Below are 16188 nucleotides of genomic sequence, written 5' to 3'. Positions count from 1 at the left end.
CCCCGTCAACAAAAGGCCATAACCCGTGCTGTATCTGAGTGTGCCTTTACTGGGTACAAATTAAGGAAACCCCGAATAAATCTAACGCATGATTGTTGCCGAGGAGAATTACGATTAGGGAATTTTCCCCTAAACTTCCCCCACTCACCTATAAGTAAATATTATGATAAACATGGGTACATCCAGAAAAATCAACGGCTGCATCCCTGGGGCGGGGTTGGGGAAGTGGCGAGAAAAAAGCTGGTAAAATAACTCTAGGCAACCTTAAAAAGAATTCATGAAAGCGCAAACAACAAGTAAAGATAGCCTGATCCTACGGCAAGAAGTAGTGGGAGCGCGTCGCCCTAGTAACTATTTTTGGGCTGTAATCGTCTCTATTGGCGGTCTAGGGTTTCTCCTTGCCGGTCTTTCCAGTTATTTGAAGGTCAATCTACTTCTCGTTAGCGATACCAGTGCCTTACAATTTATTCCCCAAGGGGTCGCCCTCCTCTTTTATGGCACTGCGGGGACCCTCTTAGCCATCTATCTCTGGTTATCTCTCCTCTGGAATGTCGGAGGTGGTTACAACGAGTTTAATAAGGAAACTGGCAAACTTAAAATCTTTCGTTGGGGCTACCCTGGCAAAAATCGTCGCGTTGATCTCGATTGGCCTCTCGAAGATGTGCAAGCTGTGCGGGCCGAAGTGCGAGAAGGACTCAACCCGAAACGGGAACTATTCCTGCGGATTAAACAGCGTCGCGATATTCCTTTAACTCGCGTCGGTGATCCGATGTCCCTCTCGGAATTGGAAAATCAAGGAGCGGAACTCGCTCGTTTTCTGGAAATTCCTCTAGAGGGATTGTAGGCCTTTTTTCGCTCTTTTTGGCTATAAAATGATGAAGATAAGAAAATCTGGCTGGCTGTCTGTGGTTTGTGTTTTTTTAATCACAACGACCACACTTTTCGGCTGTTCTTCCCCAGAAGCTAACTCCACCCCCGATAATTCTAGTATCACCCAAACCTCTCAACCTGCCAGTTCGGGCAGTGTCAACATGGATAATTACAAACCCCGCTTAGATGGAACTGCTGTCGTCGAGATGATCATCAAAGGTAAACCGGTAACGATCGAAATTGATGGCAATGCGGCCCCAGTTACTGCCGGTAATTTTGTGGATCTGGTGGAGAGAGGTTTTTATAATGGTTTAACTTTCCATCGCGTGGTTACAGAACCGCAGCCTTTTGTCGCCCAAGGTGGTGATCCCCAAGGTCGCGGAACCGGTGGTTTTGTTGATCCAGAAACCAAGCAATCCCGTTATGTTCCCCTAGAAATTCTCCTTAAAGACGAAAAAGAGCCGATTTATGGGAAATCAATCGGTCAACAGGCCACGTCGCGCACTCCCATCGTCGCTTTACCCCATAAACGCGGTGCGATCGCGATGGCCCGTTCTCAACAACCTAATTCCGCTTCTTCTCAGTTTTATTTTGCCCTGTCGGATATCAATTTCCTCGATGGTGATTATGCCGTTTTTGGTTATGTAACTGAGGGAATGGAAGTGATCGATACGATTAAACAAGGGGATAAAATTGACTCGGCCAAAGTTATTTCTGGTGCAGAAAATCTGAAAAAATAGCGATCGGTTAGGGTGGGTTCGCGGGACGATAATTTAATTTTCCCCCTAACCCACCCAATCATTTAATATTCCGATAGCTGATAACTGATAAATGAATGTTGTGGTGACGGGAATTGGGTTGATCAGTTCTCTGGGAAATTTAAGTCAGAGTTGGCAAAGATTACTAGAGGGCAAAACTGGTATAACTAGACAACAACCATTTTCTGATTTACCCGCTTTACCCTTGGGTTTAATCGGTCACAAACCGGCATTTTTAGAGGATTTAACCAAAATTGCCCTGATTGCTGCCCTTGAAGACGCGAAGTTAACCCCTCCCTTAAAGGATTGTGGTGTCACTATCGGTTCTAGTCGTGGTTGTCAGGGTTTATGGGAACGGATGGCAGCGACGGGAATAGTAGAAAACTGGTTAGATAGTTTACCCGATCGCGCCTCGGTATTGACCGCTAGATTGATAGAAACCGGCGCCCCAGTGTTAGCACCCATGGCGGCCTGTGCCACGGGCATCTGGTCGCTCGCACAGGCTGTAGAATTAATTACTATGGGAGAATGCGATCGAGTTTTAGTCGGGGCGATCGAAACTCCGATCACTCCCTTAACTCTGGTGGGATTTGAACAGATGGGAGCTTTGGCGAAAACGGGCTGTTATCCTTTTGATAGAGCTAGGGAAGGCTTAGTTTTGGGGGAAGGTGGCGCGATTTTAGTCCTTGAATCGGAAGAACTGGCTTTAAGCAGAAATGCCGCCATCTACGGGCAAATTTTGGGCTATGGTTTTACCTGCGATGCCGATCATGTTAGCGCCCCGGCGGTGGATAATCGTAGCGCTACCAAAGCCATAGAACTATGTTTGCACAGAAGTCAATTAAGAAAAGATGAAATTAATTACATTCACGCCCACGGCACTAGCACCCGTTTAAACGATGAACGGGAGGCAAACCTGATCGCCAGCATTTTTGGTTCGCAAGTGGCTGTAAGCTCGACAAAAGGCGCAACAGGACACACTTTAGGGGCTTCGGGGGCATTAGGTGTGGCTTTTTGTTTAATGACTCTGAAAAATCAGCTAATTCCCCCCTGTGTCGGTGTGCGCGAGTCGCCTTTTCAATTAAATTTAATTAGATCGGCTGTTAATTTTTCCCTGCACAATTGTCTCTGTCTTAGTTTCGGTTTCGGAGGACAAAATGCCGCCATCGCAGTGGGGAGATGGGGGAGAAGGAGAGGGGAGTGGGAATGATGAATGATGAATTGGGGAGACGGGGAGAATAAATAAAAGCAAATCTCCTGATAACTGATAACTGATAACTGATAACTGATAACTGATAACTGATAACTGATAACTGATAACTGATAACTGATAACTGATAACTGATAACTGATAACTGATAACTGATTATGGATACACCGCGACTACATCCAGATACGATCGAAGAAGTTAAACAAAGAATTGATATTGTGGATTTAATTTCCGAGAGAGTCGTCCTCAAAAAAAGGGGAAGGGAATACGTCGGTTTATGTCCTTTTCACGAGGAAAAATCCCCTAGTTTTACCGTTAGTCCTGCCAAACAAATGTATTACTGTTTTGGCTGTGGTGCGGGGGGAAACGGGATTAAATTTTTCATGGAAGTGGGGAAACAATCTTTTAGTGAAGTGGTTTTCGATCTTGCTAGAAGGTATCAAATCCCGATTAAAACTCTAGCAGTAGAACAGCGTCAGGAATTAGAACAGCAATTATCCCTCAAGGAACAATTATACGAGATAATGGCCGTGGCGGTGAGTTTTTATCAACACGCTCTTAGTCAACCCCAAGGGGAAAAAGCGTTAGATTATCTCAAGGTACAACGACAACTAACCCCAGAAACTATCGCAACTTTTCAACTGGGATATTCTCCGGAAGGTTGGGAAACTCTCTATCGTTATTTAGTGGAACAAAAGCGCTATCCTGTGGCTTTAGTAGAACAAGCGGGATTAATTAAAGCGCGTCAAAATGGTAGCGGTTATTACGATCAATTTCGAGATCGTTTAATGATTCCTATTTTTGATAGTCAAGGACGAGCGATCGCTTTTGGTAGTCGTAGTTTAGGTAATGAACAACCAAAGTATCTAAATTCTCCCGATACTCCTCTATTTGAAAAGGGAAAAACTCTCTTTGCTCTTGATCGAGCTAAACAGGCAATTATTCAGCAAGATTTAGCGATAGTTGTGGAGGGTTATTTTGACGCAATCGCTCTCCATGCTGCTGGTATCACTAATGTGGTTGCCTGTTTAGGAACAGCTTTAAGTCAAGAGCAAATTAAGCTACTTTTGCGCTACAGTGAAAGTAAACAAATAATCTTTAATTTTGATGCCGATCAAGCGGGAATTAAGGCGACACAAAGAGCGATCAAGGAAATTAACTCCCTAGTTTATTCGGGACAAGTTAACCTAAAAATCCTCAATCTTCCCGATGGTAAAGATGCCGATGAATTTCTTAAATCTCGTGCTGACGGGGTGAATAGTTATCGAGAACTAATCGAAAAATCTCCTTTTTGGATTGATTGGCAAATCTCGCAAATGTTGGTTAATAAAGATTTAAAACAGGGACTACATTTTCAACAAATAGCTAATAGTATGGTGAGTTTACTGCAAAAGTTAATCGATAGCAATCAACGCACTTTTTACCTCGATTATTGTGCTGAAATTTTGGCTCAAAAAGATGCGACTCGTTTGCCTTATATTTTAAAAAATCTCTCCAAACAGGTTAATAAACCTCAAGGAAAATCCCCAGCAATTAAGAGTAAAAACATCTTAGATAAATCCGAAAAAAATGGCACAGAAAAAGCCGAATGGTTATTATTATTAATCTATCTCCATTCTCCCGAATATCGGAGGCTCATTTGTGAACTTTTGGATGAAAAAGATTTAATTTTTAATGTCCCTGATTATCGTTGGTTATGGCAAGTAATTCTAGATTTAGAAAACCAAATTACTAAACCAAGAGATTTGATGTCAGCTTTACAGAATCATTTATTGATGATAACTACAGACAAAAATCGTGATTTTAATTCTTTATTTCACTTAAATGAACATACCAGTCAGGAAATTTTGCAACCAGAGGAACAAATTAAAGATGCTATTATAGCTATGGAAAAAATTAGTTTAATGGAATATCGTCGCTACTGTCAAGAACAATTAATTAATGCTCTCGACGGCAATCAACGGGAATTTTATCAGCAGGAATTCTATCAAACTGTTAATAAATTAATCGCAATTGATCCTCACTACCAACAAGCTTAATTATCTAATTGCTTAGAAGCTAGACAATTGTTCGGCAATAATAGATACTAACTTATCCACTGCTCCTGCTTGCCCGCGCACTGCCCGCAATTTTTGCCGGATAGCCTCTAATTGTTCGGGATTTTCTAACCAAGATCTAGCGATATTTGCCACTTCCTCTGGTTGTAATTCCCCTAATAATTCCGGAACAATTTCGGCACCAGCCCAAATATTTGGCCAAGCATATAAACGCTTTTTCCGCAACATATAGAGATTAATTATCTTAGCAAATAAAGAACCCACCCCCGGCAGTTGAGCTAATAAACCGGGTAAACCGTCCCAAGTTCTCATCGCGTCTAGTTGCTGAGTCGGTAGTAAAATAATCATCGGGATTGCCAGCGCCCCTAATTCAGCAGTATTAGCACCCACCGTCGTTAAAGCTAAATGACAGCGAGAAAGCTGGTTATGGGCGGGAAAATCGGTAATTAGGTCAACTTTTACCCCCTTATCTGTTTCTAGATAGGGTTTTTCGCCGTTTTTTAATTGGGCAGCACTCCAACCGGTTTTAGTGATCATCGGATTATAGCTAGGATCGGCAAATTTCGCCAAATAAGCTAAATTTAGGGTAGGAGCGACGGGAATTAAGAATTTAGTCTGGGGAGCCTGCGCGTGTATCTTTTCAGCAATGGCTAGGGTTAGGGGTACACCCTGGGCTAATTTCGAGGGTTTGGAACCCGGGAGGAGTGCAATTAAGGTAGCATCATCAGGGGTGATAGCAGTGGGCAAATCCACCATTAAATCGCCGATAACAGTAAATTTATGCTGATATTGTTGGGGAATATTATTTAATACACTTGTATTCATCACGGCAAAGCGATCGATCCCCCGATACCAACGCGCTTCCCATTCCGCATAGATAATCGTGCGATAACCCAAACGTTTACCGATGGTGAGGGCAAAAAATTGATCGCCCCCTAAAAATAAAACGATGCCCTTGGGGTGCCAATCCCAATTATCGGCGGTTTTTCCCCAGAAAAGAAAATTAAAGAAGTTTTCTGGCGACTGGACTCGATCGACCTCCGGATATTTCCTAACTACTTCCGTTTCCGCCCCCATAGAATGAGTACAAGGGGAAAGAATCACCGAAATCCGCAACCGCGATCGAGCTTCTGTTAAGTTTTGTCGCAATCTCTTGACAACTGGACGCACCCATGTAGATATTTCTCCAGGACCATTGGAGAGAATGAGAAGATCAACTGGAGAATCAAACATGATATGTGGTGAGGTAGGAAGTTTTCGTTTTGGGGAGACAGTATTCAGGAGTCAGGAGACAGTATTCAGGAGACTATTTTTATTTGTTTTCCCCTCTCCCTTCTCCCTCACAACGCGCGCGAAGTGGTTTCCCTGTTGCGGTGTTGCCTACTTGCCATTGAATAAAGAACGAATTGCCTGATGTTTAGGGTGATCAAATTCTGGGGGAACCTTGCGGGTATCGGTAATCAACCAATCCAAGGCTGCCGCTTCCACATCGATCGCCGCGCCGGTTTTATCAACACAGTAGCGCCCAAAGACCAACTTATCCACCAAACGCGCCCCTGAACCGAGGCGAGAATATTCAAAAATAACGCTATTATCCACTGTTGCGCCGCCACAAATCCAACAATTTGGGCCAATCATACTCGGACCGACAATTTTCGCCCCGTCTTCAATGCGCGTCATTGCCCCGATATACACAGGTCCGGTAATATCGACTCGATCCCAGTTTACCCCCACATTTAAGCCCGTGTAGATGCCCGGTTTGACTTCGATGCCGGGGATAGCAACATTTTTAATTTTCCTGGATAACACCCCGCGAATTGCCTGCCAGTAGTCGGGGACTTTACCAATATCCACCCATTCAAAATCCATGTTTAAAGCGTAGAAAGGCGCAGCTTTAGCGACTAATTGGGGGAACAAATCGCCACCAATGTCGTATTTACTATTAGGGGGAATAAAATCAATGATTTCTGGTTCAAAAATATAGATCCCCGTGTTAATGCAGGTACTCAAAGCTTCATCGATGGCCGGTTTTTCTTGGAAACTGAGAATCCGTCCCTCCTCGTCGCTAACTACCACCCCATAACTGGATACTTCCTCTCTGGGGACAGTTTTGGTGACGATAGTGGCGATCGCTCCTTTTTCTCGATGCCATTTAACGGCTGCGGTTAGATCGAGATCAATCAGCGCATCACCACAGAGAACCACAAAAGTATCGTCAAAAAAGGGATTAAAATCTTGAATTCGTCGTAAACCGCCCGCCGATCCTAGGGCATCACCGATTAACTCGCCCTCTTCGATTCTACCCTCAAAAGAATAGCCGATATGCACCCCAAAACGCTGACCATCGCGGAAATAACTCTCAATTTCTTCGGCTAAATGACTGACATTCACCATGATCTGATCAAAGCCATGCTGTCGCAACAGTTCCAATAAAAACTCCATCACCGGCTTTTGTAAAATCGGGATCAGGGGTTTGGGAATCGTATGGGTAATCGGACGGACACGAGTTCCTTTGCCTGCCGCCAAAATCATGGCTTTCATCGATATTTATTTCCTTTTGCGATCGAGGTTTGTAATTAAATCATGCCTAGTGTATCATTACTGGCTCGGAATCAGTGGTTATCGATCCTCTTGGGGGTACCTCGAAAAATAGATTTACTTCAGCATTGCACCGCCTGAAACCCTGATCAAACCTTGGTTTACTCTCAATTAGTGCGAAGATTTTCTCAATAAGTCCAATTGATCGAGCTACCCCTTGAGTAATTGATAACGGGAAAAAGTGAGAGATTTAACCCAGATTACACTGATGGACAAAATTAACAAATCAACTTTGCTGTAACTCATACTACTCAGTCCTCTAGGCTAAGATGATCAAAAAAACGCAAGTTTTTAAATTGATGGGCAAAAAAAGTTTAATTTTAGCCAATAACCAAGGCGTTATGTCTAGGCTACCTCGAAAAATCGAATTTTGAGGGACGGAGCGCCTTGTTAGTTCTTGAAAATAATTCCCTCTTCATCAATGTAGATCAAGGAGATTTCCTCGACCAACACTTTGTTAACAAAATCTTTTATCGAAAATTTGGGTTAAAACCCCGTCCTTTTAGGACGGCTTTAAGCTACAACGGAAAAAGCGATAACCAAGCTAAAAACTGAACCTTGACAACAGATAGTAGGGGGTTTTGTTCAGAAAAGAAGTCAAATTCGGCCCTTTTAACTATTCTTATCCGTTGAATTTGCCATTCTTGAAAATAAAACAAGTCTCGACTACCAATTAGTTTTAACTCCCCAATGTTTTTTCCATCAGTGAAAGTTATTCTCTTGGAATTTCGATTAAGTTTCCAACCTGACTTTTTAAACTCAACAGAATGAGTACGTTTAGAGTATTTAGGATATCCTTTCTTACCAGCAATTTTGTTCTTACAGTTATTATAGAACCTAAGAATAGCAGTCCAAGTCCGTTCGCAAGCCTGTTGACAAGCTGTAGAGTTAAGGTCTTGAACAAAAGGGTATTCATCTCTTAATTGAGTGACATATTTATATACATCCTTTTGTCCTACACCTTTATTGTCTTCCCAATATCTAAGACATTTATTCCGAACAAACTGTACTGTCCGAATAGCCTCATCAATGGCTTGATATTGAGATGGTTTTCCTCTAAGCTTGTACTCTAAAACAAACATTTTGCGTTATCGACCTACCACGCAAACTACTCTAGCATACTAAAGTTAAATTGGCAACTATAGATTAGAGTTATTCTTAGTCGTGCTTCGCTGTTCTATGCTGGCGGAACTTTTCATCTCCGAGGTGAAACCGAGAGATGAAAAGCCGACATTATAGGTAAAAAGCGATTTCTTTCTCCTTGAGAGGGGCAAAATCGGCGGCTAACAACAGCTGATTTAATTCCTCTTGGGGGATATGTTTGGCCCCGATGCGGACAATTCGCGATCTCATCGTGTTAGAAACCCCGCTTCTTTGTCGTCCTGCTTCCAAACCCATTACCCGGTGATAAAGTTCCAATTTTGCCGGTGGAATTGGGGAACCATCAAAATCAATGCCATTAGCGATCGCCACATCAATGGCATCAGCGCCCGTAGTTGTGGTTAAATTAGTTTCGGTGGACATAAAGACAATATAAAGGATCGTTGCTATTTTATCAGGCGATCGATATCCGCCGCTATGATCAGGAAAGTAATCTTCATTTCTGTGTGACTATGGCTCAATTGCCGACCTATCAACCAAAACAGTTATCCCTTGGCCCCCTAGAAGCGGAAATTCTCAATATTGTCTGGGAATTGGAACCCGTTAGCGTTAAGGATGTCCACGATCGCATTTTAGCGGATCCAGAACGGGATCTGGCCTATACTTCTGTGACTACGGTACTGCGTCGTTTAACTAATAAAGGCTGGTTAAGTTGTTATAAACAGGGTCGGATTTTCTACTGGAAACCGATGGTTTCTAAGGAACAAGCACAGGCAATTAAAGCCTACGAACAATTACATCGTTTTTTGGCTATTGGTAATGCGGATGTGGTGGCTTCTTTTGCCGATAGTCTCGATACTGCTAGTGTCGAACAATTAAAAGCGATCGCATCTCGTTTAGATACCCTGCGTCAACAACGGAGAGAAAGCTAATGCACGGTTCAATGTTATTACTAGCATTAACTATCGCCATTGGTTTACGTTGGTTTCTGCCCAGCTATCAGCGTCGTTGGCAGATAACGCTATTTTTCTTCCTCTTTCCTCCTTTGCTGTTGTTAATGACAGTTATATCGGTGGTTTGTATGGGCTATCGCGGGCAAATGTTGGGCTATAACTCTAGTTTAATAAGTTACTTTAGTGCCATAATTTGGCTAGTTTTTGCTATATTCTGTCTGATAAAACTCTCCTATCAAACTTGGCAAACCCATCGGGATTTTAGCAGTTATCCCCTCAAAAAAATCACCGCTCAGAAGGCGAGAGTTTTAGCGGTGGATTTTCCCTACAGTGCCAGAGTTGGCTTTTGGAAGTCGGAATTAATTGTAACCCAAGGATTATTAAATCTCTTGGATCAAGAACATTTACAAGCAGTTTTAGCCCACGAACAAGCTCACCAAGAATATCATGACACTTTCTGGTTTTTCTGGTTAGGTTGGTTGCGATCGATGTCTTCTTGGCTGCCCAATAGCGAGAATTTATGGTCAGAATTGGTCTTCTTGCGGGAATTACGCGCCGATAAGTACGCTTCTGGACAAGTGGATTATTTACTATTAGCTGAATCGCTGCTTTTAGTAGCAGAAAAAGTTAATCAAGTAGCGGAAATAAATTTCTCTGATAGTTGCTGTGTCGCTCTCAATGATCATTCTTTAAATAATCGTTTATTAGAGAGAATCGATGCTTTAGTCGAGTCAGAAAACCCCGAACTTCCCAGATTTAACTATCAAGTCTGGCTATTGCTTTCCCTCTCCCTTGCTCCTTTCTTACTCTTGCCTTTACACTCCTAAAAATGACCCTAGAAGTTGGACAAAAAGCCCCCGAATTTGCCACCCCCAACCAAAGAGGCGAAATCAGTAAATTAGCAGATTTTGCCGGTCAGTGGTTGGTCTTATATTTTTATCCCAAAGATAACACTCCGGGCTGCAGCACAGAAGCGATCGATTTTACCGCTTTGTCACCGCAATTTCAGCAATTAAACGCGGTAATTCTGGGAGTTAGTCCCGATTCAGCCAAGTCCCACTGTCGTTTTATTGAAAAACACAATTTAACTATTCAATTATTGAGCGATACCGAACATCAACTGGCGGAAATTTATCAAGTCTGGGGATTAAAAAAATTTATGGGTAAGGAATATATGGGGATTAAACGATCCACTTTCCTGATCGACCCCCAGGGAAATATTGCCTATATTTGGTCAAATGTCAAGGTAAAAGCCCATGCAGAAGCGGTTTTGAAAAAACTTGAGGAATTGCAGTAGCAAGCCCTCAGTACCCAATATTTACGGGTATGCAATTGCGCCCTTTCGTGTTAGACTAGAAAAGTTGTCAAAAATCGCACATCTAGGCGATCGGGTGTTTCTAGGAATCTAGAAATCCAGCCCTAGATGGAGGATAAACCCGAAAAGGAGAAAAATATGCCCGTTGTCTCTCTCGCAGAATTGCTAGAGTCTGGGGTTCACTTCGGCCATCAAACGCGCCGTTGGAACCCGAAAATGTCTCAGTACATCTACACTGCCCGAAATGGGGTTCATATCATTGATTTGGTGCAAACCGCCCAATTAATCGAAGAAGCTTACGAATTTGTCCGAGGAGAAGCCGATAGCGGTAAACGCTTTTTATTCATCGGTACGAAACGGCAAGCGGCAGCAATCATTAAACAGGAAGCTTTACGCAGCGGTAGCCACTTCGTTAACCAACGCTGGTTAGGGGGAATGTTAACCAACTGGGAAACCATTCGCGGCCGGGTAGAAAGACTCAAAGAATTAGAAGAATTAGAAAATAGCGGCGCCCTCGATAAACGACCGAAAAAAGAAGCATCGGTACTGCGTCGGGAATTAGGCAAACTGGAAAAATACCTCGGTGGCATTAAAACCATGCGCCGGCTGCCGGATTTAGTCGTCGTAGTCGATCAGCGTCGGGAATACAACGCTATCCAAGAATGTCAAAAATTGGGCATTCCCATCATCTCCCTCTTGGATACTAACTGCGATCCTGACTTGGTAGATGTGCCGATTCCCGCCAACGATGACGCAATTCGCTCAGTCAAACTGATTTTAGGCAAAATTAGCGATGCGATCATCGAAGGTCGTCGCGGTGGTCAAGCAGCGGTGGAAGAATACGAGGAAGACTACGATAATGAAACCGAGTACGAGGAAGAAGGTGATTATTCCCAATACGCCGCCGAATTTGCCAGTGGAGACGACGATAACTAGGGAAAATTAGCTATTGATCGCAGCTAGGTTCGGGGGGAAACTTTCCGAGCCTATCGAGCGGTCAAACCTGCCCCTCTCGTGGCATGATCAATTATAAGCAGTAGGTTAGGAATTTTATGGCGGAAATTACAGCACAACAGGTTAAAGAACTTAGGGAAAAGACCGGCGCCGGCATGATGGATTGCAAGAGGGCGCTGACGGAAAACGCGGGGGATATAACCAAAGCGATCGAATGGTTGCGTCAAAAAGGGATTACTTCCGCCGAGAAAAAAGCTAGTCGGGTAGCGGCAGAAGGGATGATCGGCAGTTACATCCACACCGGCAGCCGCATCGGTGTTTTAGTAGAAGTGAACTGTGAAACCGATTTTGTTGCCCGTCGCGAGGAGTTCAAAAAATTGGTTAATGACGTGGCCATGCAGATTGCCGCTTGTCCTAACGTCGAATATGTAAAAGTGGCCGATATTCCCGCCGAAATCGCCGCCAAAGAAAAAGAAATTGAGATGGGACGGGACGATTTAGCCAATAAACCCGATAATATCAAAGAAAAAATCGTGGCCGGCCGCATTGAAAAACGTTTGAAAGAACTTTCTCTGCTCGATCAACCCTTTATCCGCGATCAGAACATCAGTATTGACGAATTGCTCAAACAAGCGATCGCCGCTTTGGGAGAAAATATTCAGGTGCGTCGTTTCCAACGCTTTGTACTAGGTGAAGGGATCGAGAAAGAAGAAACGGATTTCGCCGCCGAAGTAGCCGCCCAAATGGGACAAAAAGCCCCGGAACCGGTAGCAGCCGCCCCGCAAGTGGAGGAAAAAGCCCCGGAACCGGCAGCGAAGGATAATCCGCCCGCTAAAGGCAAAAAGAAAAAGTAAGTTCAATGAAGATAAATCTGGTGGGGTGCGAGTTTCGTACCCTTTTTGTCTTCAGGGAATTATGAATTATTTGCACTCGTGGTCCCTAGAGGTTGTCGAACGGAAAAAAATGCAGATTCAGGACAAAATCACCGAAATAGCCGCTAAAACAGCGAAAGCGATCGAACTTTCTCAAAATTATTTACTTTCTACCCAATACCCTGACGGTTACTGGTGGGCAGAATTAGAATCTAATGTCACCATCACCTCAGAAGCAATTTTACTGCACAAAATCTGGAAAACTGACAAAAAACGCCCCCTAGACAAAGCAGCCACCTATCTGCGTCAGCAACAGTGTCCTAACGGCGCTTGGGAGTTATTTTATGGTGATGGTGGCGATCTTAGCACCACTGTGGAAGCCTACATGGGGCTGCGACTATTGGGAATTCCTGTTAATGATCCTGCTTTAGAAAAAGCTAGAGAATTTATCTTAGCTAAAGGTGGCATCAGCAAAACCCGCATTTTCACCAAAATGCACCTCGCTTTAATTGGTTGTTACGATTGGCAGGGGGTTCCCTCTATCCCCGCTTGGATCATGCTACTGCCGGAAAATTTCCCTTTTACTATCTATGAAATGTCCAGTTGGGCGCGGGGAAGTACGGTTCCTTTATTAATTGTTTTCGACAAAAAACCCGTGTATAAAATGGGTTTTAATCTCGATGAACTCTATACAGAAGGGGTGAATAATGTCAAGTATGAGTTACCAAAAAATAACGATTGGGCGGATGTTTTCCTCTGGTTAGATGGACTGTTTAAATGGGCAGAAAAAACTGATTTAGTTCCCTTCCGTCAAGAAAGTCTGAAAGCGGCGGAAAAATGGGTAATTGAACGACAGGAAGACACAGGCGATTGGGGGGGAATTATCCCGGCGATGTTAAATTCCCTATTAGCTTTAAAAGCCCTAGGTTATGATGTTTACGATCCGATTGTTGCCCGCGGTTTAAAAGCCGTGGATAATTTTGCCATTCAGACAGATAATACCTATTGTGTACAGCCCTGTGTGTCGCCAGTTTGGGATACGGCTTGGGTAATTCGATCGCTAATTGAATCCGGTCTAAATCCCGCTCATCCATCTATAATTAAAGCGGGACAATGGTTAATCGATCAACAAATTCTTGATTATGGCGATTGGGCGATTAAAAATAAAATCGGAACCCCCGGGGGTTGGGCTTTTGAATTTGATAATCGCTGGTATCCCGATTTAGACGATTCGGCAGTGGTGGTGATGGCTTTAGAGTTAATTAAAATGCCCGATGAAAATATTAAAAAAAGCGTGATGAAACGGGCAGTTAATTGGATGGCTACTATGCAGTGTAAAGCTGGTGGTTGGGGAGCTTTTGACATCGATAACGATCAAAACTGGCTTAATTCTTTGCCCTATGCCGATCTAAAAGCAATGATCGATCCTAATACGGCTGATGTTACTGCCAGAGTTCTAGAAATGTTAGGCACTTGTGATGTTAAAATGGAGGAAAATCGAGTTAAAAAAGCTTTGGATTATCTGGAAAAAGAACAGGAAGCTGATGGTAGTTGGTTTGGTCGTTGGGGTGTAAATTATATTTATGGAACCAGTGGGGCGTTATCTGCTTTGGCTTTTCTGGAACCGAATAAATATCGCCAGCAATTGCAAAAAGGAGCCAATTGGTTAAGCAGTTGTCAAAATGTTGATGGTGGTTGGGGTGAAACCTGTTTTAGTTACAATAACCCTAAATTTAAAGGACAGGGAAATAGTACCGCTTCCCAAACTGCTTGGGCATTAATCGGTTTATTAGCCGTCGGGAAAGTCACCGGCAATTATCAGCGAGAAGTGATTGAAAAGGGCGTTAATTATCTTCTTGTTACCCAAAAAGAAAATGGTACATGGGATGAAGATTACTTCACCGGTACAGGTTTTCCCTGTCATTTTTACCTGAAATATCATTTCTATCAGCAGTATTTTCCTCTACTGGCTTTGGGGCGTTATCAGGCTTTAATTTAGTCTGTTAACCTATGCGTTAAGACAGGAAATAAGCTTAACTGTCTAACGCATTTTTTGTGACTAACTAGGAAAAAATAAATCAGGAGATATATTTAAAAAATTGGCTAATTTTTGAATATAGATAGGAGTTAGATCTTGTTGGCCATCAAGAATGTCATCCAGGGTTGACTTACTTTCAAAAATAGATAGCAAATCTTGCTTTTGTAGGTTTCTTTCCTCTAATATAAATTTCAACAATTCAAGTCCATAAATATCAGGTATTGGCTCTTGATTTTCCTCATACTCATAAATTAAAGACCCTAAAACATTTAGATATTCCCTTTCTTCTGTCGTTAATTGGGGTTTGTCTAAAAGGCGATTAATAACCTCCTGCATCATTTCTAAGTCTTCCTCATTGTGAATAGGACAAGGAGGGTATTGCTTTAATAATTCTAAGTATTTATCAGTGGCAAACATAAAGATAACTCTAATTTTATGGTTTAAATAGGGGTGACTGAAGGAGATACAAAATTTTTAGTTAATAATTTAGGTTCTTCGTTACTTGGTATGATTCGATATGGGGGCATAAATCGACTAAATCATTATCTGGTAAGAGATTTAATTGATTAGTTCGCTCTAGATCAAAAACAATTGACAAAAATCGCCAAATGCTTTTCTACATAAGGGTTACATCCCTTATATCCCCCGTCCATTGCATAACACAAACCAAAGAGCCGGCTTTCTCTAAGTCTAACAATTGTCCTAAACTCTGACTGCCAGTCTCGCTATTAAACCCTCTCGCTGTGGCTAGTTTTGATTTAGGATTGATGATTCTTGCCACAATCATCGCCACTACTAAGTTTCTGATTCGTGAGGATTTTTTACTGATTATTTTATCTAAACCTAATTTTTTAATCGTCTCTAAAATAGCCATTACATGACCATGAGGAAGACTTCTAATCACTTCAAAATGATTGGGAATGCCTTCATTCATGGACAGTGTTGCCCCTTTAAGAGCCAGTTTCAGATTGTCGATAATATCATCGGGTAATTTTGAGAGATTGGCCAGGGTTCTTTTTTTGACTTGATCTCCTTCTCGGTAGGACTCCCGAAGAAGAACGGCGGGGGGGGAATTACGGTTATACCAATTCTCCAAAGTCTGACTACAGAAGTTTAATCCCCCTAAATCCCCCTTAAAAAGGGTGACTTAAATTCGATGTGTAGTTTTCATTTAGAGAAATGGTATTAGGAACTTTTTCTATATACATGGCTATCATTCTAGCAAATAGAGAGAATTCTTGTCCATTAAGAAATGTTACAAATTACATGGGTACATCAAGAAAAGTTAAGGGGCGTATCCATTGATGGATAAGGGTTTTCGGCTATTGTAGTATATATGTATGGGGGAAGTTCAGTAATTCAGCCAGCCCTAACTAAAATCTTCACTAGCGACGGGAGTATAACGAAAAAAGAGGACTGGTTAGTCCTCTTAACAAGATTAGTTTTCGCTAAATGTTAAACA

The 16188-nt window shown here is 42.6% G+C and carries 14 protein-coding genes and 2 pseudogenes; 10 read left to right on the top strand and 6 right to left on the bottom strand.

Annotation, left to right across the window (positions count from 1 at the left end; translation table 11 throughout):
- Positions 1-277: 277 nt before the first annotated feature.
- The 4 genes from ACQY1X_RS07415 to dnaG all read left to right on the top strand — a co-directional run bounded on the left by ACQY1X_RS07415 (position 278) and on the right by dnaG (position 4877).
- Positions 278-844, top strand: a complete 567-nt coding sequence (locus tag ACQY1X_RS07415) for a photosystem I assembly protein Ycf4 (RefSeq protein WP_002733435.1) — start codon at positions 278-280, stop codon at positions 842-844.
- A gap of 28 nt (positions 845-872) precedes the next feature.
- Positions 873-1610 carry a peptidylprolyl isomerase gene (locus ACQY1X_RS07410; RefSeq protein WP_002777275.1) on the top strand — a complete coding sequence of 246 codons (738 nt, stop codon included), beginning with the start codon at positions 873-875 and terminating at the stop codon, positions 1608-1610.
- Positions 1611-1701: 91 nt separating this feature from the next.
- Positions 1702-2838 carry a beta-ketoacyl-ACP synthase gene (locus ACQY1X_RS07405; protein WP_430014279.1) on the top strand — a complete coding sequence of 379 codons (1137 nt, stop codon included), beginning with the start codon at positions 1702-1704 and terminating at the stop codon, positions 2836-2838.
- Between the two features lie 158 nt (positions 2839-2996).
- Positions 2997-4877 carry a DNA primase gene (dnaG, locus tag ACQY1X_RS07400; RefSeq protein ID WP_430014278.1) on the top strand — a complete coding sequence of 627 codons (1881 nt, stop codon included), beginning with the start codon at positions 2997-2999 and terminating at the stop codon, positions 4875-4877.
- A 12-nt stretch (positions 4878-4889) separates the two neighbouring features.
- On the opposite strand, the gene ACQY1X_RS07395 is transcribed toward dnaG, so the two are convergent.
- The 4 genes and pseudogenes from ACQY1X_RS07395 to ACQY1X_RS07380 all read right to left on the bottom strand — a co-directional run bounded on the left by ACQY1X_RS07395 (position 4890) and on the right by ACQY1X_RS07380 (position 9017).
- Positions 4890-6128: a lipid-A-disaccharide synthase gene (locus ACQY1X_RS07395; protein ID WP_430014277.1), complete on the bottom strand. Its 1239-nt coding sequence runs from the start codon at positions 6126-6128 to the stop codon at positions 4890-4892.
- 147 nt (positions 6129-6275) lie between these two features.
- Positions 6276-7436 carry a sugar phosphate nucleotidyltransferase gene (locus tag ACQY1X_RS07390; RefSeq protein WP_002734722.1) on the bottom strand — a complete coding sequence of 387 codons (1161 nt, stop codon included), beginning with the start codon at positions 7434-7436 and terminating at the stop codon, positions 6276-6278.
- A 659-nt stretch (positions 7437-8095) separates the two neighbouring features.
- Positions 8096-8575 (bottom strand): annotated as a pseudogene (locus ACQY1X_RS07385) (RNA-guided endonuclease InsQ/TnpB family protein); the annotation flags it as partial.
- 151 nt (positions 8576-8726) lie between these two features.
- Entirely contained in the window at positions 8727-9017 is a 291-nt protein-coding gene (locus tag ACQY1X_RS07380) for a small RNA NsiR4-regulated ssr1528 family protein (protein WP_002732452.1), read from the bottom strand.
- A 20-nt stretch (positions 9018-9037) separates the two neighbouring features.
- On the opposite strand from ACQY1X_RS07380, the gene ACQY1X_RS07375 reads away from it, so the two are divergent.
- The 6 genes from ACQY1X_RS07375 to shc all read left to right on the top strand — a co-directional run bounded on the left by ACQY1X_RS07375 (position 9038) and on the right by shc (position 14687).
- Positions 9038-9526, top strand: coding sequence for a BlaI/MecI/CopY family transcriptional regulator (locus ACQY1X_RS07375; protein WP_002753379.1), 489 nt, complete (start codon positions 9038-9040; stop codon positions 9524-9526).
- Positions 9526-10374 carry a M56 family metallopeptidase gene (locus ACQY1X_RS07370; protein ID WP_002777267.1) on the top strand — a complete coding sequence of 283 codons (849 nt, stop codon included), beginning with the start codon at positions 9526-9528 and terminating at the stop codon, positions 10372-10374. Before ACQY1X_RS07375 ends, ACQY1X_RS07370 begins: the two co-directional genes overlap by 1 nt.
- Positions 10375-10376: 2 nt before the next feature.
- A complete protein-coding gene (bcp, locus tag ACQY1X_RS07365; RefSeq protein WP_272076858.1) occupies positions 10377-10844 on the top strand; it encodes a thioredoxin-dependent thiol peroxidase in 468 nt (155 codons plus the stop codon).
- A gap of 156 nt (positions 10845-11000) precedes the next feature.
- A complete protein-coding gene (gene rpsB / locus ACQY1X_RS07360) occupies positions 11001-11798 on the top strand; it encodes a 30S ribosomal protein S2 (RefSeq protein ID WP_043997933.1) in 798 nt (265 codons plus the stop codon).
- A 116-nt stretch (positions 11799-11914) separates the two neighbouring features.
- Positions 11915-12670 carry a translation elongation factor Ts gene (gene tsf / locus ACQY1X_RS07355; RefSeq protein ID WP_002753383.1) on the top strand — a complete coding sequence of 252 codons (756 nt, stop codon included), beginning with the start codon at positions 11915-11917 and terminating at the stop codon, positions 12668-12670.
- Positions 12671-12779: 109 nt separating this feature from the next.
- Positions 12780-14687, top strand: a complete 1908-nt coding sequence (gene shc, locus ACQY1X_RS07350) for a squalene--hopene cyclase (RefSeq protein ID WP_430014652.1) — start codon at positions 12780-12782, stop codon at positions 14685-14687.
- A 60-nt stretch (positions 14688-14747) separates the two neighbouring features.
- On the opposite strand, the gene ACQY1X_RS07345 is transcribed toward shc, so the two are convergent.
- Both ACQY1X_RS07345 and ACQY1X_RS07340 read right to left on the bottom strand, forming a co-directional pair.
- Complete coding sequence (locus tag ACQY1X_RS07345) at positions 14748-15143, bottom strand: helix-turn-helix domain-containing protein (protein ID WP_002733792.1); 396 nt, start codon at positions 15141-15143, stop codon at positions 14748-14750.
- 259 nt (positions 15144-15402) lie between these two features.
- Positions 15403-15822, bottom strand: a pseudogene (locus ACQY1X_RS07340) (IS1634 family transposase); the annotation flags it as partial.
- Between the last annotated feature and the right edge of the window lie 366 nt (positions 15823-16188).

Source organism: Microcystis protocystis FBCC-A270, from assembly GCF_050500235.1.
GTDB classification, from domain to species: Bacteria; Cyanobacteriota; Cyanobacteriia; order Cyanobacteriales; family Microcystaceae; genus Microcystis; species Microcystis ichthyoblabe_A.
Note: the sequence above shows the minus strand (reverse complement) of the source record. Positions and strands in the feature narration are given on the sequence as shown.

Bases quoted from the DNA above. Each gene is read 5' to 3' on its own strand.
- ACQY1X_RS07415 (WP_002733435.1), top strand. From the start codon at position 278: ATGAAAGCGCAAACAACAAGTAAAGATAGCCTGATCCTACGGCAAGAA.
- ACQY1X_RS07410 (WP_002777275.1), top strand. From the start codon at position 873: ATGATGAAGATAAGAAAATCTGGCTGGCTGTCTGTGGTTTGTGTTTTT.
- ACQY1X_RS07405 (WP_430014279.1), top strand. From the start codon at position 1,702: ATGAATGTTGTGGTGACGGGAATTGGGTTGATCAGTTCTCTGGGAAAT.
- dnaG (WP_430014278.1), top strand. From the start codon at position 2,997: ATGGATACACCGCGACTACATCCAGATACGATCGAAGAAGTTAAACAA.
- ACQY1X_RS07395 (WP_430014277.1), bottom strand. From the start codon at position 6,128: ATGTTTGATTCTCCAGTTGATCTTCTCATTCTCTCCAATGGTCCTGGA.
- ACQY1X_RS07390 (WP_002734722.1), bottom strand. From the start codon at position 7,436: ATGAAAGCCATGATTTTGGCGGCAGGCAAAGGAACTCGTGTCCGTCCG.
- ACQY1X_RS07380 (WP_002732452.1), bottom strand. From the start codon at position 9,017: ATGTCCACCGAAACTAATTTAACCACAACTACGGGCGCTGATGCCATT.
- ACQY1X_RS07370 (WP_002777267.1), top strand. From the start codon at position 9,526: ATGCACGGTTCAATGTTATTACTAGCATTAACTATCGCCATTGGTTTA.
- bcp (WP_272076858.1), top strand. From the start codon at position 10,377: ATGACCCTAGAAGTTGGACAAAAAGCCCCCGAATTTGCCACCCCCAAC.
- rpsB (WP_043997933.1), top strand. From the start codon at position 11,001: ATGCCCGTTGTCTCTCTCGCAGAATTGCTAGAGTCTGGGGTTCACTTC.
- tsf (WP_002753383.1), top strand. From the start codon at position 11,915: ATGGCGGAAATTACAGCACAACAGGTTAAAGAACTTAGGGAAAAGACC.
- shc (WP_430014652.1), top strand. From the start codon at position 12,780: ATGCAGATTCAGGACAAAATCACCGAAATAGCCGCTAAAACAGCGAAA.
- ACQY1X_RS07345 (WP_002733792.1), bottom strand. From the start codon at position 15,143: ATGTTTGCCACTGATAAATACTTAGAATTATTAAAGCAATACCCTCCT.